This window comes from Evansella vedderi (assembly GCF_030813435.1).
GTDB classification, from domain to species: Bacteria; Bacillota; Bacilli; order Bacillales; family Salisediminibacteriaceae; genus Evansella; species Evansella vedderi.
In genome coordinates this window covers 68,342-92,806 of record NZ_JAUSUG010000016.1, presented here as the reverse complement: position 1 = coordinate 92,806, position 24,465 = coordinate 68,342, and the positions used below count along the sequence as shown (strand labels likewise).

The 24,465-nt window shown below is 36.2% G+C and carries 25 protein-coding genes, 1 pseudogene and 4 riboswitches; of the genes and pseudogenes, 4 read left to right on the top strand and 22 right to left on the bottom strand.

All coding sequences use genetic code 11. From position 1 onward, the window contains the following. The first annotated feature begins 113 nt into the window (after positions 1-113). Positions 114-962 carry a MurR/RpiR family transcriptional regulator gene (locus J2S74_RS18570; protein ID WP_307328439.1) on the top strand — a complete coding sequence of 283 codons (849 nt, stop codon included), beginning with the start codon at positions 114-116 and terminating at the stop codon, positions 960-962. A 151-nt stretch (positions 963-1,113) separates the two neighbouring features. On the opposite strand, the gene mgtE (J2S74_RS18565) is transcribed toward J2S74_RS18570, so the two are convergent. The 4 genes and pseudogenes from mgtE (J2S74_RS18565) to J2S74_RS18550 form a co-directional block, all read right to left on the bottom strand. Continuing rightward, entirely contained in the window at positions 1,114-2,481 is a 1,368-nt protein-coding gene (mgtE, locus tag J2S74_RS18565) for a magnesium transporter (RefSeq protein ID WP_307328437.1), read from the bottom strand. A gap of 18 nt (positions 2,482-2,499) precedes the next feature. Next, the gene (locus J2S74_RS18560) at positions 2,500-3,213 is read right to left on the bottom strand and encodes an MgtC/SapB family protein (protein WP_307328435.1); all 714 of its coding nucleotides are present in this window, start codon (positions 3,211-3,213) and stop codon (positions 2,500-2,502) included. Positions 3,214-3,326: 113 nt separating this feature from the next. Continuing rightward, positions 3,327-3,489: riboswitch (M-box (ykoK) riboswitch) on the bottom strand. Positions 3,490-3,491: 2 nt separating this feature from the next. Further along, positions 3,492-4,862 (bottom strand): magnesium transporter, encoded by a 1,371-nt coding sequence (gene mgtE / locus J2S74_RS18555; protein WP_307328431.1) that lies wholly within the window; start codon positions 4,860-4,862, stop codon positions 3,492-3,494. 299 nt (positions 4,863-5,161) lie between these two features. Then, positions 5,162-5,329, bottom strand: a riboswitch (M-box (ykoK) riboswitch). A gap of 163 nt (positions 5,330-5,492) precedes the next feature. Next, positions 5,493-6,401: pseudogene (locus J2S74_RS18550) on the bottom strand (cation diffusion facilitator family transporter); the annotation flags it as partial. Between the two features lie 87 nt (positions 6,402-6,488). Next, positions 6,489-6,656, top strand: a riboswitch (M-box (ykoK) riboswitch). Positions 6,657-6,879: 223 nt separating this feature from the next. Between J2S74_RS18550 and J2S74_RS18545 the strand changes: the two are divergent. Next, positions 6,880-7,500 carry a magnesium transporter gene (locus J2S74_RS18545; protein ID WP_307328428.1) on the top strand — a complete coding sequence of 207 codons (621 nt, stop codon included), beginning with the start codon at positions 6,880-6,882 and terminating at the stop codon, positions 7,498-7,500. A gap of 314 nt (positions 7,501-7,814) precedes the next feature. On the opposite strand, the gene J2S74_RS18540 is transcribed toward J2S74_RS18545, so the two are convergent. The 8 genes from J2S74_RS18540 to J2S74_RS18505 form a co-directional block, all read right to left on the bottom strand. Then, positions 7,815-7,940: a hypothetical protein gene (locus J2S74_RS18540; RefSeq protein WP_307328425.1), complete on the bottom strand. Its 126-nt coding sequence runs from the start codon at positions 7,938-7,940 to the stop codon at positions 7,815-7,817. Between the two features lie 7 nt (positions 7,941-7,947). Then, positions 7,948-8,661 (bottom strand): response regulator transcription factor, encoded by a 714-nt coding sequence (locus J2S74_RS18535; protein WP_307328422.1) that lies wholly within the window; start codon positions 8,659-8,661, stop codon positions 7,948-7,950. Between the two features lie 232 nt (positions 8,662-8,893). Beyond that, a complete protein-coding gene (locus J2S74_RS18530) occupies positions 8,894-9,685 on the bottom strand; it encodes an HAD family hydrolase (RefSeq protein WP_370876035.1) in 792 nt (263 codons plus the stop codon). 216 nt (positions 9,686-9,901) lie between these two features. Next, positions 9,902-10,150, bottom strand: coding sequence for a hypothetical protein (locus tag J2S74_RS18525; protein ID WP_307328418.1), 249 nt, complete (start codon positions 10,148-10,150; stop codon positions 9,902-9,904). After that, positions 10,150-10,458 carry a hypothetical protein gene (locus J2S74_RS18520; protein ID WP_307328416.1) on the bottom strand — a complete coding sequence of 103 codons (309 nt, stop codon included), beginning with the start codon at positions 10,456-10,458 and terminating at the stop codon, positions 10,150-10,152. The genes J2S74_RS18525 and J2S74_RS18520 overlap by 1 nt, the downstream gene beginning before the upstream one ends. A gap of 104 nt (positions 10,459-10,562) precedes the next feature. Next, on the bottom strand, positions 10,563-11,156 hold the full coding sequence (locus tag J2S74_RS18515) for a WxL domain-containing protein (protein ID WP_307328414.1): 594 nt from the start codon (positions 11,154-11,156) through the stop codon (positions 10,563-10,565). Between the two features lie 92 nt (positions 11,157-11,248). Beyond that, complete coding sequence (locus tag J2S74_RS18510) at positions 11,249-12,292, bottom strand: DUF916 domain-containing protein (RefSeq protein WP_307328412.1); 1,044 nt, start codon at positions 12,290-12,292, stop codon at positions 11,249-11,251. 108 nt (positions 12,293-12,400) lie between these two features. Further along, positions 12,401-12,958: a WxL domain-containing protein gene (locus tag J2S74_RS18505; RefSeq protein ID WP_307328409.1), complete on the bottom strand. Its 558-nt coding sequence runs from the start codon at positions 12,956-12,958 to the stop codon at positions 12,401-12,403. A 164-nt stretch (positions 12,959-13,122) separates the two neighbouring features. Beyond that, positions 13,123-13,207: riboswitch (cyclic di-GMP riboswitch) on the bottom strand. 370 nt (positions 13,208-13,577) lie between these two features. Here J2S74_RS18505 and J2S74_RS18500 point away from each other — a divergent pair. Both J2S74_RS18500 and J2S74_RS18495 read left to right on the top strand, forming a co-directional pair. Continuing rightward, on the top strand, positions 13,578-14,027 hold the full coding sequence (locus tag J2S74_RS18500) for a CopY/TcrY family copper transport repressor (RefSeq protein WP_370876034.1): 450 nt from the start codon (positions 13,578-13,580) through the stop codon (positions 14,025-14,027). Between the two features lie 142 nt (positions 14,028-14,169). Beyond that, entirely contained in the window at positions 14,170-16,416 is a 2,247-nt protein-coding gene (locus tag J2S74_RS18495) for a heavy metal translocating P-type ATPase (protein ID WP_307328406.1), read from the top strand. Between the two features lie 133 nt (positions 16,417-16,549). On the opposite strand, the gene J2S74_RS18490 is transcribed toward J2S74_RS18495, so the two are convergent. The 10 genes from J2S74_RS18490 to J2S74_RS18445 form a co-directional block, all read right to left on the bottom strand. Continuing rightward, positions 16,550-17,470 carry a cytochrome b family protein gene (locus J2S74_RS18490; protein ID WP_307328403.1) on the bottom strand — a complete coding sequence of 307 codons (921 nt, stop codon included), beginning with the start codon at positions 17,468-17,470 and terminating at the stop codon, positions 16,550-16,552. A 297-nt stretch (positions 17,471-17,767) separates the two neighbouring features. Next, on the bottom strand, positions 17,768-19,156 hold the full coding sequence (locus tag J2S74_RS18485; RefSeq protein WP_307328400.1) for a sensor histidine kinase: 1,389 nt from the start codon (positions 19,154-19,156) through the stop codon (positions 17,768-17,770). 60 nt (positions 19,157-19,216) lie between these two features. Next, positions 19,217-19,909: a response regulator transcription factor gene (locus J2S74_RS18480; protein WP_307328397.1), complete on the bottom strand. Its 693-nt coding sequence runs from the start codon at positions 19,907-19,909 to the stop codon at positions 19,217-19,219. A 50-nt stretch (positions 19,910-19,959) separates the two neighbouring features. Then, a complete protein-coding gene (locus tag J2S74_RS18475) occupies positions 19,960-20,484 on the bottom strand; it encodes a DUF2269 domain-containing protein (protein WP_307328394.1) in 525 nt (174 codons plus the stop codon). Beyond that, positions 20,484-20,744, bottom strand: a complete 261-nt coding sequence (locus J2S74_RS18470; RefSeq protein ID WP_307328391.1) for a hypothetical protein — start codon at positions 20,742-20,744, stop codon at positions 20,484-20,486. The genes J2S74_RS18475 and J2S74_RS18470 overlap by 1 nt, the downstream gene beginning before the upstream one ends. Positions 20,745-20,824: 80 nt before the next feature. Further along, positions 20,825-21,736, bottom strand: a complete 912-nt coding sequence (locus J2S74_RS18465; protein WP_307328388.1) for a F510_1955 family glycosylhydrolase — start codon at positions 21,734-21,736, stop codon at positions 20,825-20,827. Between the two features lie 39 nt (positions 21,737-21,775). Then, positions 21,776-22,486, bottom strand: coding sequence for a cytochrome c biogenesis CcdA family protein (locus J2S74_RS18460; protein WP_307328385.1), 711 nt, complete (start codon positions 22,484-22,486; stop codon positions 21,776-21,778). Between the two features lie 31 nt (positions 22,487-22,517). After that, the gene (gene resA, locus J2S74_RS18455; RefSeq protein WP_307328382.1) at positions 22,518-23,042 is read right to left on the bottom strand and encodes a thiol-disulfide oxidoreductase ResA; all 525 of its coding nucleotides are present in this window, start codon (positions 23,040-23,042) and stop codon (positions 22,518-22,520) included. Between the two features lie 31 nt (positions 23,043-23,073). After that, positions 23,074-23,430, bottom strand: a complete 357-nt coding sequence (locus tag J2S74_RS18450) for an AbrB/MazE/SpoVT family DNA-binding domain-containing protein (RefSeq protein WP_370876033.1) — start codon at positions 23,428-23,430, stop codon at positions 23,074-23,076. Between the two features lie 221 nt (positions 23,431-23,651). After that, on the bottom strand, positions 23,652-24,296 hold the full coding sequence (locus J2S74_RS18445; RefSeq protein ID WP_307328376.1) for a TVP38/TMEM64 family protein: 645 nt from the start codon (positions 24,294-24,296) through the stop codon (positions 23,652-23,654). Between the last annotated feature and the right edge of the window lie 169 nt (positions 24,297-24,465).

Below are 24,465 nucleotides of genomic sequence, written 5' to 3'. Positions count from 1 at the left end.
TCCACTCCAAAAAAATTTATAATTTCAAAATAAAGTAGTTTGTTACTTCATAAACAGAAGAAGTTGCTGTAACATATTATTAACGTTATAAAAACATTAGGGAGGTGAAAGGCATGAAGTACGAAGAATCCCCTGGAGGAAGCTTACCGAAACTGACTTTATTAATGGAACAAAATAAAACAGGTTTTACGAAATCAGAACTTAAGGTCTATGAATACGTACTGAAAAATTTTAAAGAAGTGATTTATCAGTCCTTAACAGAAATCTCTTTAGCCTGTGATATTGGTGAATCAACTGTTTTGAGATTTTGCAGGAAATTAGGCTTTAAAGGCTATCAGGACTTTAAATTTGCTCTCGCTCAAGAGCTAGCCTCTTTTAACAATTCTGAAAGTGATGAAACCTTTGTTGACCGGGTAAAAAATAGTATGGTTGAAACGATACATAATACGTATGAAATTGTGGATCATGAGGAGTTGCAAAAAGTGATCGATCTCATTATTGAGACGGATAATGTTATCGTCTACGCCATTTCTTCCTCTGGTATTGCTGGATTGGATATGCAAAATCGCTTAATGCGGATTGGAAAGCATATTGAAGTGATAACAGACTCCCATATGCAGGTCACACGCTCCTGTTCCGTATCTAGCAATACGTTAATCATTGCCATAAGTTTAACTGGATCAACGAAGGATATTGTCGACGCCGTATCAGTAGCCAAAAAAAATAACGCCAAAGTCGTAGCCATTACAAACTACGTCAAGTCACCGTTAACGAAATTCTCGGACCATTTACTATTAACATCAGCCAAGGAAAACCCGTTAGATAGCGGCTCTCTCATCTCGAAGGTCTCTCAATTGTTCGTCATCGATCTTATTTGTACAGGCATTTCCATCAAAATTTACGACCAAGCGAAGAAAAACAAAGAAAGAGTTGCAGAAGAGATTTCTAGGAAATTATATTAAAAAAGACGATTCAATCTCGCTTTGATGCTGGGTTGAATTGTCTTTTCATTCTTAGATCTCAGTGGAAACTAATCACTTAGTGAAAAAAAGGATGTTTCATAAACAATTAAGTTATAAAACACCCTTTAGAATAATGTCCCTTCTGTCCTACTTATAAATAATTTATTAACGAAGTGGCGATGGAGAAATATACAAATAATCCTACAATATCGTTTATCGTTGTTATGAACGGACCCGATGCTACTGCTGGGTCAATTTTAAACCTATCAATGATTAACGGAATGACAGTCCCTGTTAAAGTGGAAACAAGTATGGTTATAAATAAGGAAATGCCAACGATAAACCCTAGGGTCAAACTTGTATTTGGGAGAATGAGCGTTATGAATGTAACAATGATTCCGCATACGATCCCCATCATGAAGCCCGTTAAGGTTTCCCGTTTCAACAATTTAATAATGCTTTTTCGATCCAACTTCTCCAATGCTAAGCCCCGAACAACGATCGCTAAGGATTGTGTCCCTGTATTCCCTGCCATATCGGCAATTAATGGGATAAAAATCGCTAAAATAGCTACTTCTGCTAACGTTCCTTCAAAGCCTCCAATTAATCCCGCTGTTAACATTCCAATAAATAATAATAGAATCAACCATGGCAACCGTTTTTTTGTGGCAGTAAATGCATTCACATTAAGGTCTAGGGCACCTTTTACGGCTGCAAATTGGCCAATTTCTTCTGTTGTTTCTTCTTCCATAACATCGATAATGTCATCAACCGTTACAATCCCAATGATTTTTTCCTCACTGGTTACTACTGGAACAGCTAATAAATCATAGTCTTTAATAATGGTGGATACTTCCTCTTGATCGGCAAAGGCAGAAACAGAGATAACCTGCTCCTTCATGATATTTTCCACCAATTCATCACTTGGTGAAATGATCAATTCACGAAGGGATACGATCCCAATGAGTTTATCTTCTTCATTGGTAACATATAAATAATAAATCGTTTCCGCGTCCATTCCTTCTTCCCGTAATTTCTCCATGACGGCGGTAACATTATCTTTTGCAGACAACGTAATAAACTCTGTGGTCATAATAGATCCTGCTGTATCTTCTTTATAAGACAATAATAATTTAATGTTGTTTGCTTCCTTTTTATCCATTCTACTTAATAGATAAGAAGCAACACTGTCTGGAATTTGTCCAAAAAAGTCCGTAATATCATCGGCTGCAAGCTCGTTTAACATATTTAACGCAAACTCATCTTCTAGCTCAGCAAACACTGTTTTTTGCTCTGTTAATGATAGACCTTGGAAAATTTCTGCAAATTCAATGGGCTCTAAATAGTCATACACACGCTTTCTTTTTTCCTTACTCATTTGTTTAAAAATATCAATTTGATCGGTAGGATGAAGCTCCATGAACTCCGTCCGAAAGTTTTCTTTCTCGTTTTTTTTCAAATATAAAAAGAGGTAGTAAGTAAATTCTTCCCTGTTTTTAATATTTAATGTTTTTTTCATTCTGTTTCCTCCTTCCCTTTATAAGTGTTCCACATCCACCGTTAAAACGTAATCAATTTTCTTAATTAAATAATAAATTTCGGTGGTGTACTGTTTTTCCGGTGCTGAGAGTCTTAGATCAATTTGTTGATTTCCGTTCTCTAAATCTTTTAATTTAATATCACGAATCGTTATGTCACTTTTTTCATTTTCATTTAAGCCTTGCCCTTTTTTCTCAATGGTTTTAATAAGTTCCGTCATCTTATAATTTGGCTCCATGACAATTTTTACAGAAACTTCTCTTTCCCTTAACGTTGCTGGCCCTACGGATTTAATAATCATTGGTAAAAAGTTTACCGCGATAATAAGTAAAATAACGGCAATGGTCGATTCAAAATAAAATCCGGCACCAACGGCAATTCCTAATCCCGATGCAGCCCATATCATCGCAGCACTCGTTAAACCAGATATGACATCATTGTTTCTACGAAGGATGACACCGGCACCAAGAAAGCCGACACCACTGACTATTTGTGCTGCTAAACGCATGGGATCAATGGCATTGTAAGTGGGTGATGCAAATTGGTGAAACGATTGAATGGAAACGATCGTAACTAAGCAGCTTGCGACACAAATAACCATACTAGTCTTTAGCCCTAAAGGTTTATGCTTTAATTGCCGGTCGATACCAATTAACATACCAAAGAATAATGCTATCGATAATTTAATAATAATTTCTAAATCAAATACCATCGTAAACCCTCCTTTCAAGACCGTTATATTTAAGTTTCCCTAAAGATTAGAAAGTAAAGTTAATTTCTCAAAAAAAGACACCTTCAACGAAGAGAAGGTGTCTAAACTGTTATAAACATCTTCCATCGTTGAGCTTTAGCACTGTGTGACATAGGGCTACCCCAGCTACATTAAAAACTACCTTCATCGATAGTTATTGTTGACCCATTGGCGTGTCTCCACATTTCTGGGCAGCAGCATATCTTCACACAGGAGCCTCACCTAACGAAGATCCTAGTTTATCTTGGTAAATAATCTAATAATGCAGTAGCGATAGAGAAGTAAATCAATAACCCTAAAATATCATTCACCGTTGTAATAAATGGTCCTGATGCGATTGCTGGGTCTAGTTTTAATTTATCAATGATTACTGGTACAACTGCACCAATAATGGTTGCAATGCTAAGGGTTAAAAATAAGGAAACCCCAACAATAGCTGCTAATACCATTCCTCCTTCATATAAGAAAGGAATAACAATCATTAAAACAACCGCACAAATTAATCCAAGCATAAGACCAGTGCCAAATTCCCTTTTAATCGTATGGAGTAAACCTTTTCTCTCAAAAGAACCAGTTGCAAGTGAACGTACCATTACTGCAAGGGACTGTGTACCCGTGTTACCAGCTGAGTCCATAATCAGTGGAATAAACACAGCTAATATTACTATCTCTTCAAGTGTTTCTTCAAATTGACCGATCACACCCGCTGTAATTAAACCAAAGAACATCAACATAATAATCCATGGAGACCGCTTTTTTGCTGCAGAAAAGGCTGTAATATTAACATCCGTTGCCCCTTTGGCTGCTGTAAAATCATCGAAGTCCTCTGTCGCTTCTTCTTCTAATACATCCATCACGTCATCAACTGTTACAATACCAATAAGTTCATTTGTAGTTGTTACGACCGGTGCTGCTAATAGATCATAATCTTTTATTAACTGGGCAACCTCTTCTTGGTCTGTATGGGCTTCAACAGAAACTACTTGTGTACTCATTAAATTTTCCACTGTTTCTGATAATGGGGCTACAATTAAATCGCGTAAAGAAACAACACCGACTAACTTATCTTTTGCATCAACAACATATAGATAATATACCGTTTCTGCTTCAGGTCCTTCTTTTCTTAGTTGGTCCATTACTTCCGAAGCAGTGTCAGTCGCTTTTATGGAAATGAATTCTTTTGTCATTAATGCCCCAGCGGACTCTTCCGGGTAAGACATCAGTTCAATTACTTCATCTGCTTCTTCTTTATCCATGGCATTTAAGATATCTTTTGCATGTGGTTCATTAATCTCCACTAAGAAATCGGCAATGTCATCCGCCTGCATATAATTAAACATACTAGCCGCATAGGATTTATCTAACTCTTTTACAACTTCTTTTTGTTCCTCTACCTCTAACCCTTGGAATATCTCAGCAAATTGCTCTGCAGATAAATATTCATAAAACATCGGTCTTTTGTCTTTGTATAGATCTTGGAATAGTTCCACCTGATCCGTCGGGTGGAGCTCTAAAAAATACTCAAGAAACGTGTTTTTATCTTGATTTTTCAGTGACTTGAAGATCGTTTCGAAGTACTTTTCACGCGCCTCTTCATTTAATCTGTTCATCCAAATTGCCTCCTTTGACTTGTTAACATGGTGAATACCTACTTATGGAGTCCCACCCCACTGAACCCTACACTTGAAGGTAGTAATGGACTCGGCTAATAGTAAATATTTTATTTTTTTCACGAAAAACACTTTAGTTATGAAATTAATACTTCGAAAATATGAATCACTATCCATTACATTACCCCCTCCAAATATCAAACATAAAAACCCACCTTCATACGAATGAAGATGGGTTACCATACAAATTTTTTACTGCATCTCAAATACACCAAATTAGGCATACAGATACAATTTAACTTGATCCTCCATTCGTAGAGCTTTAGCACTGTGTGGCATAGGATAAAATTCCAGCTACGTTAAAAACCACCTTATGTCGATGGTTTCTGTTGACCCATTGGCGTCTTTGGACATTTTTGGGCAGCAGCGTATCTCCAGCACAGGAGCCTCACCTAACGAGGTTACTATTTAATTAATTTCACAATGCCTACTTTAACATCAATAAAATTTGTATGTCAACAACTTTTTCAATTACAATATATTGTTTTTTGAAAAAAAGGTTACAAAATTAGTGAAAATAGTTCATTTATCTAAATTAATTGAAGTTATAACTTCCAACATAAAAAACAATCAATCAATAACATTACTCCTATCTTCCTCTATACGATACGGGTTAATATAGACGAACACTCGTTTAATATCCGAATGATTTGTAAGTAATGACCTTTTTACTTCTTTTGCAATCAGATGACCTTCCTCCACACTAATGGTGGGATCAACACTTACTTTTATATCAACGACGATATAATGACCGTGTGTCCTAGCTAACAACTCGTCAACTCTTTTTACTGAATCAATCGTTGTAACCGTCCTAATAAATAGTTTCGTCTTTTCAGCATCAAGAACTTGTTCCAACATGATTAAACTAGCTTCCTTGCCAAGGGAAAAGCCTATTTTAATAACTACTAACGAAACTACCACCCCTGCTAATGGATCAAAATAAAGTAATATGGGGTAATTTAGGTGTTGACCTAAAATGGCACCAAGTACACCAATCAAAGCAGCGAAAGATGATAGTGCATCTGAACGATGATGCCAAGCCTCCGCTTGCAAAGCCGAACTATTGATTTTTTTCGCTAGTCTATTTTTATATTGAAATAACAGTTCTTTTCCCAAAATAGAAATCACGATAGCCACTAAAGCTACCCCTTTGGGAGCCATTGGGATTTCACCAAAAAGAATCTTGAAAGATGAAAATGCAATTTCTACACCTACGCCAATGAGTAAAATCGCTACCACAATCGTTGCAATATTTTCCGCTTTCCCGTGACCATAGGGATGTTCTTTATCTGGAGGCTTTTGTGCTGTTCGTAATCCTGCTAAAACGGCAATTGATCCTGGCACATCAGAAGCGGAATGGGCTGCATCAGCGATCAACGCTCTACTTCCAGCTATCCATCCAATTATTCCTTTCATTATTGCTAAAACTCCGTTAACGATGATCCCGACCCATGTAGCAAACTCTGCTTGTTGAAAGCGATTTCGACCAAAAAGCTTTTAACTTTTTTAAAAATTATTGTTGACACATTTTTTTCTTTGCTTTAGTATCGAACTTGTGAAAAAAAATGAATACCTCGTTAGGTGAGGCTCCTGTATGGAGATATGCTGCTGCCCAAAAATGTCCAAAGACGCCAATGGGTCAACAGGAATTATCGAATTAAGGTGATTCTTAATGTAGCTGGACAAATGAGTCCTATGCCATACAGTGCTAAAGCTCTACGAATGGAGGAAATAGTTGTGTATTGTACAATTGTGTACATACATACTTTGTTTTGCTGCGCACAAACACCTTCATTCGTGAAGGTGTTTTTTTAATAACAAAAATTGATTTCTAGGAGGTGGTATGACTTGGATAGTAGTCCTGAACCCGAATCATTCGTATTAAATTATTATTTTAGACAAATCAAAAACAAAAGTGACATAACTTCCATTTCATGTCGCAGAGGAGGATATCATTATGGCAAGATTAGAAAAAGATTTAAATGTAAAAGAATTAACGGAGTACAAAGATAAAGAAGCGCAAAAAAGTGATGTACTAGTAAACGGTACTGTTTTACAAATTTGGAAAGTTCGTTTACCATTCCTAATTATTACTCTCATCGGTGGTATGCTTGCAGGTGCCGTCGTAGGAGCTTTTGAAGAAGCATTAGAAGCAATTGTTATTTTAGCTATTTTTATTCCAGTAATTATGGACATGGGTGGAAACGCAGGAACACAATCTTCTTCCATCTTTACAAGAGCTTACGTATTAGGTCAAATCACATTTGATAAATGGAAAAAACACTTAGGAAAAGAAGTATTAGTTGGTTTAACTATGGGTGCTGCCCTAGGAACTGCTGCGTGTATTATTGCTTACCTATGGCAAGGGATATTTGCATTAGGGCTAGTTGTTGGTCTTTCTCTTTTCTTTACTGTTACAATCGCAACAACTTTAGGATTCTTAATCCCTTACATTCTTGTAAAACTAGGTTTTGACCAAGCAGCTGGATCAGACCCATTCATTACTACGATCAAAGATGTAACTGGTCTATTCATCTATTTCGGATTAGCTTCTGTATTATTAGCACACATGATGTAATTAAAAATTCTTTTCAAAAAGGTTGATTATGAGCTTTTTGAAAAGAATCGAAGCAATGAGCAAAGCCGTCGCATTCTTTTAGAAGCCTGATAGGAGCGGGTTTCTCCTATCAGGCGAGCGACGAGCGAATCTATTACTTAATTAATTTTTCTAAAGCAGAGACTTTTTGATTTGAGTTCACAGACTAATCAAAAAGCAGCAAATAGTAAAATAAACTTCGTTTGTTATAACTACTGTATGAAAATTCTCAACCTAAACAGTAGCGAAGAATTATCTTTTTTCCTTCTCTACTTTTTTTCATTAACAAAATAATCCTACCTTCTACTCCAAGAATCGGCTTTGGTTCGGTAATGTTCTTTACTTGAATAAGGACCTAAAATAACTCCTAAACTAGTAAGAACAAAGAAAACGATGAGTGCTAATGAAATGATTAATTTCATTCGATAGCTACTCATGTGTAACTGGTGCTCCTAGCTTATATCCAAACCCACGTATCGTTTTTATGTACTCTGGTTTCTTCGTATTGGCTTCGATTTTTTCCCGTAAATGACTTATATGGACATCTACAATTCTAGTATCTCCAACAAAATCAAAATTCCAGATAGCATTTAACAACTGGTCTCTTGTTAGAACTTTTTCTTGATGTTTCCCTAAATATAATAATAGTTCATATTCTTTCTGTGTTAGTTCGATAGTTTTTCCTTTTAGATATATTTCATGATTTTCTGGATAGATTACTAAGTCACCAATGGTAATTTGGTTTTTATTTATATTTTCTACTGTTTCCTTTTGGTCATGTGTTCTTCTTAAAATGGCCCTAATTCTTGCAATAACCTCTCTTGGACTAAACGGTTTGGTTAAATAATCATCTGCCCCTAACTCTAACCCTATTATTTTATCAAACTCCTCTTCTTTTGCTGTCAGCATTAGAATCGGAGTCAATATTTTGTTCTGCCTTAGTTGTTTACAAACCTCTAATCCATCCATTTCTGGCAACATAATATCCAGTACAATTAAATCAAAATCCCCATTTATTGCTTTTTCAAAGGCTGTTTTCCCGTCCATGGCAGTCGTTACCTGAAATCCACTCTTTTCAAGATTATACTGAAGTAAAGTAACAATAGACGATTCATCATCTACTATAAGAATTTGTTGTGACAATTTATATCCCTCCCCCAAAACCAAAAAATCTACAGTGAACATTTAAATTAATCATATGAAAAGTAGGCATTCCATGTATACATACTTTCTGTTAACGTTTTGTAAATATTATGTAAATTACTAATCATTTGATGAAGAATGACCGCATTTTATATGATAAGCTATTCATCTATCAAAAGGCTCATTGGACTTTCCCCTGTTTATCTTCGAAGTTAGTAGTTTTTAAGAAATGCTATCTCATATCTGTTTTTCCTAAATTCATTGAATACGAATTGATGAGGTAATCTTCAATGAAAACAGCAAGTGAGTCTTCATCATGGTGACCAATGATCATATCTGCATTAGCTTTAACATTTTTAGTTGCATTCCCCATGGCAACACCCAAACCAGCATGACGAAGCATCGAAATATCATTGGGACCGTCACCTATTGTAACAACCTCTTCCCTTCTGATTCCATATGCACATATTAAAGTATGTATCGCTGACCATTTAGATACACCACGAGCAATTAGTTCAAATCCGTTGTCCCAGTGGATAACATCTGCATCTTTTGTAAATGGCATCGCCAAGGAGAGGCTAACTTTTCCAGTATTGACACTATACTTTAATACATCCCCATAGCTAGCCTGTCGTAAGTCGCCTATATATTGAGGAGGCACTCGACCTTCTAGAGTCCATTGGATTACCTCCTCTGATCTTTCTTTACAATACATACCTGCCTCTGTATGAATAATGACGTTACATGCCTCTTCAGCAGTTTTACGATGAAACAGATCGTGATTGATCTTTACCGGTTTTTTTTGAATTAATTTCCCAGTATATCCGTCATATAAGGCTGCACCATTTAAACAAATCATTGGTGTCTTCAGCTTTAATTGTTCGTAGTACGGAACCGTTATATCGTATTGCCTACCAGTTGCAAGAAAAACTTTTACCCCTTGATTAATTATCATATGAATTGCTTCCTTATTCCTTTGCGAAATCTCATTCGTATTCGTAAGTAATGTACCATCCATATCAATAAAAACTGCCCAACACCCACCACGCTACTCCCCCCCCTCCAAATTTTGTTAAGGATATCGTATCATTTGGATGTTAAGTAAATTTAAAGACGGTGTATGATTTTCATGAAGCATAGAATTATTTAAATTACATTGGAAAGTATGCTACAACTCTATTGTAAAGATTTCAATAGATTTATTAATTTTAAAGCATTGTGAGGCACTATATAGTACCTATTAAGGACCAATGGAGAGATTGACTTCAATAGTAGTAACATATGTACCCTTTAGTTCTGATTGTGGTTCTAAAGTTAACGATAATGCATTAGAACTAAAGTGGACAAGGTAAGATCCCATTCCTCCACCTCTAGGGCTACTTATTATTTTGATACCTTGATCAGTGTCAATGGCTCCTCCTCGAATGGTTATTTCACTAATAGGAGAGGAGTCAACACTTTGCATAATTAGGCTTGGCTTACTAATCATTAACGAACCTTGTGGAAGAGTGTGTCCATTTTCATTGGTGCTGCTTTGATTGTGATATGCCATCCATCTTTTATGTGGTCATTTTGTATGGGAAAGGTATCAATTTGGGCATGGGTTTTCTGCACTTCACCACTAAGAACAATAGCATTAAATTTTCCAATAACAAGTGGCCCCATAAAAAAATATGGATGTTGATCTTCAACTGGATCTTCTATTACCTCCTCTTGCCCAGGCGGATTATTTTCTCCTTGAGCATGGTCAGGAGTACCTGTTTCATCTGCGTGTTCTGGATTATCTCTTTCCTCCATAAGTCCAGGTGGCAATTCTTCCTCTTCATTTGATTCCGCGTGCGCAGGCGTTCCTTTTTATCATGAAAAACTCCCCTTCATACATAAAGGGGAGTTCAAATATGTTATGGTCCACTTACAACATTCCAGATCAAAGTAGTTTCATAATATGTATTAGTGTTAATATTTTCCGGGAGTTGAAACTTTAATGAATCGATTCCAAAATCAATATAATATGTACCCATTCCCTCTCCTTGATTAGCAGATAGAACTTTAACTGGAAAATTTCCATTAATTGGATAGGTTTGATTACCAACCCATTTCGGAGGGCTTGATGATCCTTCTCCCTCTTGGATATTCGCTTTTTGAGCCAGTAAAAATAAAGTACCCTTAATACCATCGTCTTTGTTTCTATTGTTTTTCTCTAATTTTTTTATCGGAGTCGACTTAAGGGTTAATTTCCAACCTTCCCCTGAGCCTGTAGCATCAACAATTGTTAATTTGCCAACATCCCCATAGGCTACATCCCCTTCCTCATTTATTTTCAACGATACATTTTCCTTTGACGCCTGAACATGCAAAGTACCACTTGACACAGAAAAATGGATGGATGTCTCTGACGATTTAACAGATGACATATTTATAAAAATAATGGTGAATAGGATTCCTAATAATAGAACAAAGTATTTTCTGGTTGATTTTCTATATAATGCAAACATTGGTAACACCTCCCCTCAATGCTACCATTATAAAGGAAATAAGTTACCAAAATAAGCATTTTTTATAGGTAATATAAGGTAATCTGGGTAACTCACTTTCGTCTTGCACCTAACCAGTAAAAGAAAACAGCTACTACTACTCCACCTATGACCCATACCCACACGGGAATCCCTGTAGGAGTCTGTTCAGTAGCATCTTTTCTTATTTCTTCATATTCTCTTACTTGTTCCCCTTCTATTTCCAAAGTCCGTTCTGCTGTTACCTCCTCATTCAGAACATTCGCTGATATAAATACATGATACTGACCAGGCTCTAATGCATCATGCTCCCAAGGAACAGGAAATCGAATCTCTGAATAAGGCACCATCGTAAAGGCTTCAAAGTCGCCTGCAAATAGTTCTTCTCCACTTTCATTTTCAACTCTGTAGTAACCGTGTGTACCCCGTAAAATCATTTGAGCACCGTTAATAAACTCCATGTACATTTCAGGTCCCGATGGGTGAATGTTCATTCCTACATCGCCCATTGCAAAATTTTGTGTTGGGGTATTTGGCAAATCAAGTTGTACAGCAAGAGTAAAGGTGATTTCATTTCTGATAATGAAACCGATATCTCCCTCTTCTTCGCCCTGATCCTCCATCTCTTCCAATGTATCTTCTCCAACAGCAGCAAATAGAAGACCGCCTAAGAATGTTCCTTCATCCGTATCAGGAACAGAAATATGTATTGGAACCTCAACCGTTTCATTTCCACTCAGTTCAATAAAGGGCTCTACAACCAGTAATTCCGACATAAGCGTAGCGTTCTCTAGGAGTTTGGTATTTTCCGATTCTGTACTCTCTTCATACAAAATTCCTCCAGTAGGAGCCGTATAAGAGTTTAAGGGAAGTACATGAACAGTAATATCATGATTCCTTTTGTTCTGAATACGAGCAAATACCGTTTGATCATCTCCAGGGTTCACTTGTAAATGATAGTAGCCGCTTACACCTTCCATTTGCATATCAGGTAAGATGGCTTCAACAGAAAAAGGGGCATCCATTTCTTGTGCGCTGGTTTTCACTAAAAATGAACTATTTATAAACATAAAAACGGTAAGAAAACATGAGAAAAAGATCAAAAAGCGATGAAGCATTATTAATAATCACTCCTTCCACCTGTTAGTCTATCCCAAATGAAGTTCATTTTATTTACGTAAAAAAACAACCATGCTATTAACATGGTTGTTCCTATGAATCCTCTATTATTGTTTAGGACCTTGAGTTAGGTTCCATGTAATGGTTGTGCTGTATTGACCTGCTAATGCAGTATCAGGTCTTAAAGTTAATGTTAAAGCATTTTCACCAAAGATTGTGTTAAAAGTACCAAGACCTTGACCTACTTCCGCATCCAAAACAGTTACTCCGAATGCACTGTCAAGGTTACCACTACCTGGTGTTAGAACAGTAGCATCTGAAGATCCTGCTTCTGCTTGTACAGAAGGTGCAACAATAGCAAGAGAGTTACTTGGTAACGAATGATCATCAGTTGTTCTTGTTAGTGGTGATGCAATAGCATTTATATTCCATCCATTTCCAGTACCAGTTGGATCAACCACTTTAAGGTTACCTAAATAGGCTGTAGTTGATTGAATTGTACCATCTAATGTTAATCCTGCAAAAGTTACGGATGCAGGCACCTCTAAGTTTAATGTTCCTCCTGTAACTTCAGCAGTCCCAGTTGTATCATTAGCAAATGAAGCATTTGCGAAAACACCAAAAGATAATGCGAATATGGATAAAGCAGTTACTAATTTTTTCATGTATATTATTCCTCCCGAAAGGTAATTTTTTTTGAGATAATCTATACCCCACTCACCTTTATCCTTTTTAAGGCATAAAAAAATTCCTACCATATCCATAAAACTTTAAGTCTATCAAATGGTAAGAATGGAAAGGAAGTAAAAGTAACTACTTCTTTTCATTCTTTAGCAACCTGTCAACCTTAGTAATCTTACCTTAGGTACATGGCTTTGCGTCATCGCCTTTCAACGATTTTGCCTTTTATAAAGGAATGAACTCTATGAAATTGTTCGTTTCAGATGGTGTGTGATATATCTTACATGGATTATATTATAGTGAAATACAAATTTAATCTAGCATCAAATGTTTCCATTGTTACCAAAGGAAAATATGGAAATGATAAAATAATTATAAAAGGAGGTCATACTATATTACTGTAGATTTTTAATTTTTCAATCTTATTTTGATCGTTTTTTCTATATTTCATTGTCCAACCTTACCTCTATCATCTAGCTCATGTATTTCTTTCTAAAGTTGATTATGACAAAAAGTTTGTATAAAAAGATTGACAATAATCGATTACATATGTAAACTTTAATTATAAATCGATTACACTTGTAAACATTGGTGGTGATCTTTGTGATAGCAGAAGTAAACACTAAAATTACGGAATCGGAATGGGAAATTATGCGTGTTGTTTGGACCTTAAACAAAGTGACAAGCAAGGAAATAATTCATGTTTTGCAAGAAAAAAAAGATTGGAAACCTGCAACAACAAAAACATTTATCGGTCGCTTAGTAAAAAAGGGGATGTTGCATACAGAAAAAGATGGAAAACGCTATTTATATTCTGCAGCTGTAAGTGAAGATGAAACAGTGAAAAATGTTACTAATGGATTTTTTGATAATATTTGTAGTAAGGATGTAGGAAAAACTATTGCAGAGATGATTTCTACCTCCACCTTGAGCTTTGACGATATCGCCTTATTAGAAAAAGTATTAGAAAAGAAGAAGGAAACGGCTGTTAAAGAAGTAAAATGTAATTGTTTAAAAGGACAATGCCAATGTAAAAATCAGTCTAATCATTAAATTATAATCCTTTTTTTCGTAATGTTAGTAAGTAAATAAGCAAAAATACACTTGAAATTTTACTCAAGTGTACTTTTATCCAAATAATATACCCTACCGCGGTATAGTATATTATTTAAAATAATGATTGGAGTGAATAAAAATGGAAAAAACCTTAGTTTCCGTTAGAGGAATGACATGCTCTTCTTGTGTTAACCGAGTGGAAAAAAAGATAGCTAAGGTTCCTGGAGTTGAAAAGGTAAGTGTAAACTTAGCGGCTAATCAAGCACAAGTCTCTTACGATACTTCCGTAGCAAGTACAGAAAAAATTATCAAGGCCATTGAGGACATTGGTTATAGTGGAAATGTTATCGATGAAAACAAAGAGGTTGATGCTAGCCAAGAACAGCAAAAAGAAACGAAAAAGCTTAAAAAAGATTTTATCATTGGGGCTATCCTCACTTCCATCGTTTTATACGGTAGTATCCCCCACATGGTGGGAGGATGGGGAGAGAATTGGCTATTAATGGATCTTGCAGGTAACGCATATTGGTTACTTTTATTAACTAGTATTGTACAGTTAGGTCCAGGGATGCGTTTTTATACTAACAGCTACAAAGTCCTTAAAAATAAGTCTGCTGATATGAATGTACTCGTTGCAATGGGAACAACCGCGGCGTGGGCTTATAGCGGTGCTATGACACTCTTCCCTACTCCTTTAGTTAATATGGGATTTCCACATCAGTTGTACTACGATGTAACAACCGTTATTACAACATTAATTATTCTTGGACGTTACCTTGAAGCTAAGGCAAAAGGAGAAACCTCTTCTGCTATTAAGAAATTGATGAATCTGCAAGCGAAAACGGCAAGAGTAATACGCAATGGTGAAGAGTTAGAGATTCCAGTCGAAGACGTTGTGATTGATGATGTCATTGTTGTTCGTCCTGGGGAAAGGGTCCCTGTCGATGGGGAAGTAATCAAAGGGAAATCATCTGTAGATGAATCCATGCTTACTGGAGAATCCATTCCCGTTGAAAAACAAATCGGCGATGAAGTAATTGGAGCTACGATCAACAAAACAGGAAGCTTTACATTACGTGCAACGAAAATAGGGAAAGATACCGCACTTTCTCAGATTATTCGTATGGTTAATGAAGCACAAGGGTCAAAAGCGCCTATTCAACGAGTCGTAGACAAAATATCTGCCTACTTTGTACCCGCAGTTGTTGTACTTGCTTTTACTAGTTTCTTTGTTTGGTGGGCTATCGGACCAGAACCAGCCTTTATTGTCGGTCTCACATCGTTTATTGCTGTATTAATCATCGCTTGCCCATGTGCACTAGGGTTAGCTACTCCTACAGCAATCATGGTCGGTACGGAAAAAGGTGCAGAAAATGGGATTTTAATTAAAGATGCCGCTAGTATTGAAAGAGCTAACAAAGTAAAAACAGTCGTATTAGACAAAACAGGTACAATTACAGAAGGAAAACCGAAAGTAACGGATATTGTACCTAGTGATTCTTTTTCCGAACTGGAATTACTAACTCTAGTAGCTTCTGTGGAACGAGTATCCGAGCATCCATTAGGGGAGGCAATTGTTCAGGAAGCCATTTCGAAAAATCTTGAGCTTCAGGAGCCAGATACCTTTGAGTCTATAACAGGTCATGGTTTAATAGGGACACTCAATCATCAAGAAATATTAGTTGGTAATCTCAAATTGATGAAAGAACACAACATTTCCAATCCAGAAATGGTAAAAACTGCTGAAAACCTTGCTGATCAAGGAAAAACACCAATGTATGTAGCAATTAATAGTGAGTATGCCGGTATTATTGCGGTTGCAGATACGCTAAAGAAAGATACTGTAGCTGCCATAAAGGCACTAAAAGAAATGAATATAAAAGTCATCATGCTCACTGGGGACCACTACCGAACAGCAAAAGCAATTGCGAAAGAAGCTGGTATCGATGAATTTATCGCGGAAGTTCTTCCAGAGCACAAAGCAGCAGAAATCAAAAAATTACAAGCTGATGGTGAAATCGTTGCCATGGTTGGTGATGGGATTAACGATGCCCCTGCCCTTGCCCAAGCCGATGTGGGTATTGCCATTGGAACTGGCACCGATGTAGCGATGGAAACAGCAAGTATTACCTTAATGCGAGGTAATATCATGAGTGTTGTTACTTCTTTAAAGTTAGCAAAGACAACGATGCATATGATTTGGCAAAACTTAGGTTGGGCATTTGGCTATAACGTCGTATTGATTCCAGTTGCAGCAGGTATCCTTTACCCGTTCATTGGTATTTTCTTAAATCCTGCATTAGCTGGAGCAGCAATGGCATTTAGTTCTGTATCCGTTGTGTTAAACACATTACGATTAAAAAAGTTTAAATCTGTTTCTGCTTAGCCTCAACAAGTAAGCCATTGAAGAAGTAGGTGATAGTGATAGTGAAATGACGACACTTTGATGATTAATAACACAAATCGAGGTTGTCTCCAAAGGGGGCTTTTCCCCTTTTCGAGACAACCTCGAAGTTTCCTTAGATGTTGATATTATAATTTTCTTCATGGTTTAATACATAATACTGTGGAGATGCTTGTCCAATAGACATAGGAGCTTCTTTAATTGAACGACTGTCAAAATACGCTACTATACCGAGAAGAAGCACTATTGGCATAATAAACATTGTTGCTACACTAATTATAAAAGCCACCTGAAGGATACTTTTCTTTTCTTGGCCATTTCTCTTTTGAAGTACCGTCTTTATAAAAGCAGCAGCCTGAAGTAAGACAACGATAACGGCCATACCAAGAAAAACATATAAAAACCAAATGGACGGATACTCTCTCCAGTTCGGTGGTGAAAATTGAAAGAAATAAAACAAATAAAGAACGCCACGAAGCATCGCAATATAGAAAATGACATTAATTAAGGAGGTGTGCAACCACTTCCAAGAAGAAACGCCAAGAAGTTTCACTGCTTTATCAAAGGAAGTAACGGCTAATAAAACGATCATCGGAGCCATTACAAGGCCCATCATGTTCATGATTCCAACTTCCGGTCTAAACAAAATATAACCGCCAACATCTTCGATATATTCAAAACCAAATAGTCTTGCTACGTCCCAACGGGCCCAACGATCCCAAATAGCATAACCATGTACGAAGGAAAGTATGGCAAACCAGATTCCAAATTCCCGTCTCCATGTGATAAACTTCTTTATGGGATGCCAAAGCTTTGCAGCGGGTGATAGAATGAGGGTTAGAAATAAGAGTACAAACGCAGCATGTGCCCACGCTCGCCAGAATGGATGGTCCATTCCCCAATCAGGCCACAAAGAAGGAATAACCCCCCATGTGTAATAAGACTGATAAAATAAATAAACAAGAAAAAAAGAAAATGCAGCTACACTCAGATGACGTAATAATATTACCTTTTCACTTTTAATTCCCTGTAACATAAACTTCCTCCCTTTACTATAAATCTAGTACGATTTGTAGTTTTTTATTTTGCCTGTTTTCGCAAACTTTGTTGCTTTTTAAAAAGCTTGGAGAAGCGAAAGGCGGCGACTCCATCGTTGCCCGCGGAACTAGGACGGTGACATTACGCCGTTACCCACAAGACGTGGGCTGCCTTTAGGCGTAATTGTTCCGCCTGTAGCGTATCCCAAGCAAAACTATATGCTTAAAAACAACTTGGTCTTGTGCGACGAGCAATCGAAGTGGCGCAGGAGGAATCTATACGAAAAGAAACTTTATTATTCAGCTACTATTAGTGGTAGATATATGGAAAAGGTAGTCCCTTCTCCAACTTTACTTGTTACTGTAACCTTCCCACCATGTGCCTCTACAATCTCTTTTACTATTGCCAAACCTAACCCAGTTCCTCCGTTGTTGTTCCGATTTCTCGATGTGTCTGCCTTATAAAATCTTTCCAAAATATGTGGAAGATCCTTTTGATTGATACCACTACCCGTGTCCCTTACAGAAATAATAATCTGTTCTGACTTATTATGGAGAGATATTTCAATCACTCCCTCTTTTGGCGTATGCCTAATGGCGTTTTCCACTATATTAATGATCGCTTGTTCTAGGCGATAAGCATCCATTAGTACTAATAGATCCTTACATGCATCCTGGATGATAAGGTGATGCTTGATTTTTTTTTGATTAAACATTAGAGCCCTGCTGTCATAAATGCTTTTTATCCAGGTTGCAATCGGAATCTTTTCCTTTTCCAGCTTGATTTTCCCCTCTTCCAGCTTGGTTAACAAAAATAAATCACTAACTAAATTCTCCATTCTCGTTGCTTCTTTATAAATAACGTTTAAGTTTTGCTTCCATTCATCCTTATCATCTTTTACAGTCTCCTTCATTACTGCAGAATACCCCTTTATATAAGTTATAGGTGTTCTGAGATCATGGGAAATGTGCGAAATAAAATGTCTTCTAGAGTCACGGTATTGTTTTAACTGCTTCGTCATGGACTGAATACTATTTGCTAGGCGACTCACTTCATCTTCACCAGAAATAACTAATTCAATATCGAAATTCCCTTCGGCAATCTTTTTTGTTGTTTCGCTAATTTGATTAAGCGGTTTGGAAATTCTTTTCGTTAAATATTTGGTGAATATAAAACCTACTACAAATGTTATAACACCCATAATAGCTAATAAATAGAGAAGCTTTAGCTGTGCTTGATTTAAGTCCCCAGTATCCTGGTCCAAAAATACATATCCGATAATCTCTTCTTCTCCACTCGCTACAATTGGCATGAGTGCCCAAACATGGGGAATATGAAACCTTATTGATGTATCCACACGATCCACTAAGGGTTCATCAGCAGTAACTAATCCAATATTTTCATTTATCCAGCTTAAAAAATGATGTAATTTGGCATCTGTAACTTTATCTGATATATAAGTAATGTTTAAATCTTTATCTAAAATCAAGAAGGAGCTTTTTTTATCCGTTTCTATTTGTTCAATATACTCGATTACCAATTCACCTACATCTTTTTCTAGTAACTGGGCGTGAGAAATTATTCTTCCAGTAACCTCCTTTGTTAAATGCTCTTGATAAAAGTTTTTTGTAATCCAATTTGCTCCACCAATAAGGACTATTACCGATATTAGTAAAATTAACATTACCCATGCAGTTATTCTAGAAGAGAGATTTTTTGGCAACATACTGGATCCTTTCTTTCCTTATGACTCGTCGGGAACTTTATATCCAATTCCCCAAACCGTTTCAATAATGGCATTTTCGTAACCTACAGTCTTCAACTTTTCACGTATATTCTTCACATGTGTATCTACTGTTCGATTATCTCCTTCGTATTCCATTCCCCATTCTAATTCCAATAAATGATCACGACTATATACTTTCCCTCGGTTACTTGCTAGACGGTAAAAGATTTGAAACTCCTTCTTAGTCAGAGGGAGAATCTTATTATTATAAGAAACTTTATAACTGCTAGGCTGAAATACTAGATCATTAACAATAAATGAGTCCACCTTTGATTTATAGTTTTTTGTCCTCCTTAGAACAGACTCAACACGTGCAGCAAGTTCTTTAGGCTCAAATGGTTTTACTATATAATCATCTGCACCTAGCTTTAATCCTTCAACAATTCGCTCCGTATCACCTAATGCTGTCAATAAGATTACAGGAGTTTTATTATCAAGATGTTCCCTTAAGGTTTTTAACAGCTCGAAACCATCAATTTCAGGCATCATAATATCTAAAAGAATTAGGTCGTAGGAATCGGCAATTATTTTATCTATGGCTTCCTCACCATTTGAGGCTTCATCTAGTAGATAAGAATAGGGAGTAAGGCAAACTCGAAGTAACTTCCTCATTTCCTGTTCATCATCCACAAGTAATATACGATCACCCATACTAAATCCTCCATCTCTTCTCATTACTTAAAATCATAAATTTACTTCACTTATTCCTTCGATAATTGACGCAATTCCTGTTGCTTGTTCCATCCGTACCGCGTCATACCCCTTGGTTTATAAACAGACAAGATCATAATCATAAGTAATACAGCAAGACCACCAACGGAATGGACCAATGATCCACCAAGTGCACTTATGTCATCAAAGGAGGTTACAGGATCTCTAGCTACCTTAACCATATAGTTGATTGTTTGAGAATAGCTAAGTAATACAACTGTAGCAAGAGAAGTTAATACAAGTTTAAAAATTACCCAATAGTGATGGAACAAACCCCACTTGGTTCCCAGTGACATGGCAAAACCAGTCACTAACGCCCCTATTGCCAATGGTACTAAAACCCACCAGTAGATTAACCCCATTTCTAGATAAGAGGACCGTAATAACTGAGAATCATTACTAGTTATTACAGCAACATCTAAAGCAATAAAGGCAATAACTGCGCCTATCCAACCTACCGATATAGTTATATGTGCAATGAGTGCGAATTTACGAAGACCCGTTGACATCTTCATCAGTACCAAATCCTATCATTGGGATGAATTCCCATTTCATGTTGTTCAATCTGAACATTGGAATTTCCACCAGGTAAATGACGTCCAGGACCGTGTTCACCACCGGTAATTAACATAATCATTACTATTAGTAGTACGACAATAACTGCTATAAATGCAGATACTTTTACCCAACTAGGAATACCTGGTGGTTGCTCCTCTATTTTTCTTTCTTTATTAACGATTTCGTTTTGGCTATTGGAATTTGGTTTTTTAGTCATTATGGAATTGTTCCTCCTAACTGTTTTTATAAGTGTAATGGCTCTCTTCAAATGTTACCTGGAATTTTAAGGAGATTATGCTACTGTTCAGCAACACCTTGATTTACGATCATTTCCCAAGTAGCCCCCCCGTCTTTTGACAAGAATATATCTTTATTTCGGGTGGAATATACATATTCATTTTCATTTTCTGGGTTTTGTTTTACGAAAGTTATTACATCCCCACTATCTAACGAGGGAATTGTAAAATCAATTTGATCCGATCCATCCATTTTTATAGATATTAACCCTTGCGGTAGTCCTACTAATAAAGAATCCCCATGATCAAATGAAACAGCTGTAACATTCATATTTTCAAGCAAAGATATAAATGAGTTTCCGTAATCCTGTGAAAGATACAGACCAGTGTTTGTTCCAATTGCTACCACTCCTTCGTTTGTAGGATGTGCAGCCAAGGAAGAGGGTTGTCCAATTAGACCCTTTAACTCACTTTGATTCCATGTCTCTGTTTCATCTGTAGTATAGTAAAACCCTGGTTCTGTCATTCGTGAATTAGGATGTGGGTTAAAAACATATATTTCTCGCGTCCTGTAGCCAACTGCCATTCCGTGAAAATCCACTTCTTCGTATAGGTCAAGGATTTCTAAAGTTTTACCACTGTCCGTACTTTTTACAATTCCAAAGGGATCACCCATCTGAGATCGTGGCGCTGGGTGACCACTACTGTAAAATCCACCTTCAAACATGGAAAAACCCATATAATCATGAAGCTCTCCTTCTGTCTGATCATACCATGTACCATTTTTATAAAACTTTAACCCATCATGAGCTGGTACATATATTGTTTGACCATCACCTGAATAATCTAATCCATGTATGTGTTGGAAAGTGACATTATTACTAGTACTTATGACATTTTGTGCAACTATTATTATTGCAGCCACTAAGAGTAAACTAACTATGATAATTAGAGTTGAATTTTTATATTTCACACTTTCACCATCCTAAATAATTATTCATTTAGATTTTCTTTAAAACCCCATAAAACCATCAAAAAAGTTATTAACTAAAAAAGCTGTTAGAAGAACTATTAAATCAAAATACAACATTATTCCAAAGATTATCATTAATAATCCACCTATTTTCATTACGAGATTCATATATTTTTTTATCCAATTCATTTTTCCAATGAAAAATGCCATAACAAAGAACGGAATAGAAAAACCGATACTATAAACCCCCATGTATAACAACCCTGAACCTGGATTACTTAAACTGAGTGATATTATCGAAGCCAATATTGGTCCTATACAAGGCGTCCAACCTGCAGCGAATGCTAAGCCTATTGCATACGTGCCAAGAAAACCACTTGGTCTTTTTGAAAAACGAATCTGGTAATTTTTCATTAAAACAGATGGCTTTACAATACCAGCAACAAATAAACCGAACAAAACTATAAAAATGGCTCCTATTTGTCTAATTAAATCACTATATTGAATAAAAAATCTCCCTACAATGGATGTAGACATACCAAGAGCAATAAATATAGTTGAAAAGCCTAAAATAAAAACGAAAGTATGCAACATTACTTTGGGTGTTACTTTATTTCCCTTACGTTTTAAATCCTCCTGCGATACCCCTGTAATATACGATAAAAAAGCGGGATAAAGTGGAAGGTTACATGGGGAGATAAAGGATAATACACCAGCAGCAAAGGCAAAGAAAATGGTTACGTCGTTCATTTATAATCTCCTTTAAAAAATTAATCTCTCTCTATAGATCTGGTACTAACTTTTCTAATGAATCCAACACTTGCTTTTCTGTTTTCGGCCCTAAACTTCTCTCTAGAACCGTCCCTTCTTTATCTATTAATAGCGTGTAAGGTACGGCCGTTACCCCATAAGCATTTCCAACGATTACCCCTTTATCAACAACAATGGGATATGGCACGTTAAATCTATCAATAAACCGTAGGATTTGGTCTTCCGATTCGTCTAAATTCACTGCTAGTACTTGAACACCTTTTTCTTTATATTCCTCGTAATATTGTTTTAAATACATCATTTTATCACGGCAAAACATACAATAGGTCGCCCAAAAGGTTATGTATACACCCTGTCCTCTCATTTCCTTTAAATGAACAGTATTCCCTTCCATATCATACAGCTTGAAATCCGGTGCAACATCACCTGCATCGACTAGTCCCCTCTCCTCAGAAAAACTCGTAAAGAGGGTATATCCTATTGCTAGGGCGATTACCAAAAGAATGGTTAATCTCATTATAAATGTTTTTTTCACTTTCTCACCTCAGTCCATTAGTTATTCCTTTTCACAAATTCCCAGTCTTCTTTCTAAATATCACCATTCTATCTTTTAAGGTAAGCACTTGAAACTTATCCCCTTTATTTAGGTTTAAACTTCTCCGTAACTCTGTAGGAATTGTTATTTTATTGTTTTCTCTTACTATCATTTTGTTGTCTGTTGTATCTCGGATTGCTTTACTAATTAGCAATGCCTGTTGTTCAATAGATAAGCCAACATTAACCTGCTCTCCAGGATTGATCCCCATTACGTTCCTAATGATCTTTGGAATTGTTATTGTATAAGACGTTGAAACAGCACATTCTATCGACCTATCTGTAGCATCATTAAGTTCGACAGATTTGCTATAACTTTGTGTATACATATATAAACTTACCTCCGAGACTTAATGTTGTTTTTTGTACAAATTCAAATGTGTTACTACTAAACTTAGAGTATCTAATATAAACACAGTATTTATATATTAACTAGAATTGTTGAAGTTTTTGTGAAGATTCTTTCTTAAAATATATTTTGTTAATCAAAAAAATTCAGCCATAGTAATTACCTTACGAATGCGGTACCATGGCTGAATTTTTTTCATATTTAAACTTTCATTCGATCCTTGAGTCTCATTTTCCTTAGTTTTATGAAAGCAAACAACAACAAACTAATTGTTAAGAGTACATATAACGTATTTTGATATTCAAGGGCTATAACCCCAGCCGAAAATAACGAAAGCAAAAAAACGAATACGGTATTGCCAATAAAGGTCGCCAATACGTAATCCTTTGCTTTTATTTTACTCAAGCCACTACCTATATTAACAATACTTGCAGGCATAAACGGAAATAGCCGCATAAATAGTACTACCTTAAATCCATTCTGTTCTATTTGTTGTTTAATTTTTAGGTGATTGTATTTATGTCCCCATTCCTGAAAACCGTATCTCGCTAAATAAAATACTAAAACAGACCCTAAAAAGTTCCCCATTAAACTCCACAAGTACCCATTTAGAAACCCGAATAACCAAATATTAAACATGGTTAAAAACAGAAAGGGGATAAGGGAAAATACATTTTGCATTATCATAAAGGTAAATGTAATGACTAGAATTAAGTACAATTCTTGCCCCATCATTTCATGAAGTGTAGCCCAATCACCGGACTTAAAATAAATAAGCCAATCTTGTTGATTATATAATCCAAAACCAATGAGTAAAAATAATAGAAGTAAAATAAAGTATTTCAATTTTTTCCTCCAGCATAGTTGGTTAAAAGATATTTAGGTATAACCTACGTTTTTTTATAAAGGCTCTTTTCTAAAAGATTGTTGTTTTTCGCCATTACTTTTTAGCTTGGATACGGTACAGGCGGACCTCCAAGCTTATCTCAAAAAGCAACAAAAGTTTACGAAAAGA

Coding starts and splice junctions, on each gene's coding strand:
- J2S74_RS18450 (WP_370876033.1), bottom strand. CDS start 23,430: ATGTATACACAAAGTTATAGCAAATCTGTCGAACTTAATGATGCTACA.
- J2S74_RS18570 (WP_307328439.1), top strand. CDS start 114: ATGAAGTACGAAGAATCCCCTGGAGGAAGCTTACCGAAACTGACTTTA.
- J2S74_RS18560 (WP_307328435.1), bottom strand. CDS start 3,213: ATGGTATTTGATTTAGAAATTATTATTAAATTATCGATAGCATTATTC.
- J2S74_RS18485 (WP_307328400.1), bottom strand. CDS start 19,156: ATGTTAATTTTACTAATATCGGTAATAGTCCTTATTGGTGGAGCAAAT.
- J2S74_RS18505 (WP_307328409.1), bottom strand. CDS start 12,958: ATGAAAAAATTAGTAACTGCTTTATCCATATTCGCATTATCTTTTGGT.
- J2S74_RS18460 (WP_307328385.1), bottom strand. CDS start 22,486: ATGAACGACGTAACCATTTTCTTTGCCTTTGCTGCTGGTGTATTATCC.
- J2S74_RS18515 (WP_307328414.1), bottom strand. CDS start 11,156: ATGTTTGCATTATATAGAAAATCAACCAGAAAATACTTTGTTCTATTA.
- J2S74_RS18480 (WP_307328397.1), bottom strand. CDS start 19,909: ATGGGTGATCGTATATTACTTGTGGATGATGAACAGGAAATGAGGAAG.
- J2S74_RS18495 (WP_307328406.1), top strand. CDS start 14,170: ATGGAAAAAACCTTAGTTTCCGTTAGAGGAATGACATGCTCTTCTTGT.
- J2S74_RS18540 (WP_307328425.1), bottom strand. CDS start 7,940: ATGAAATTAATCATTTCATTAGCACTCATCGTTTTCTTTGTTCTTACT.
- J2S74_RS18520 (WP_307328416.1), bottom strand. CDS start 10,458: ATGGAGGAAAGAGATAATCCAGAACACGCAGATGAAACAGGTACTCCT.
- J2S74_RS18490 (WP_307328403.1), bottom strand. CDS start 17,470: ATGTTACAGGGAATTAAAAGTGAAAAGGTAATATTATTACGTCATCTG.
- mgtE (WP_307328437.1), bottom strand. CDS start 2,481: ATGAAAAAAACATTAAATATTAAAAACAGGGAAGAATTTACTTACTAC.
- mgtE (WP_307328431.1), bottom strand. CDS start 4,862: ATGAACAGATTAAATGAAGAGGCGCGTGAAAAGTACTTCGAAACGATC.
- J2S74_RS18525 (WP_307328418.1), bottom strand. CDS start 10,150: ATGATTAGTAAGCCAAGCCTAATTATGCAAAGTGTTGACTCCTCTCCT.
- J2S74_RS18475 (WP_307328394.1), bottom strand. CDS start 20,484: ATGAAGATGTCAACGGGTCTTCGTAAATTCGCACTCATTGCACATATA.
- J2S74_RS18510 (WP_307328412.1), bottom strand. CDS start 12,292: ATGCTTCATCGCTTTTTGATCTTTTTCTCATGTTTTCTTACCGTTTTT.
- J2S74_RS18545 (WP_307328428.1), top strand. CDS start 6,880: ATGGCAAGATTAGAAAAAGATTTAAATGTAAAAGAATTAACGGAGTAC.
- J2S74_RS18470 (WP_307328391.1), bottom strand. CDS start 20,744: ATGACTAAAAAACCAAATTCCAATAGCCAAAACGAAATCGTTAATAAA.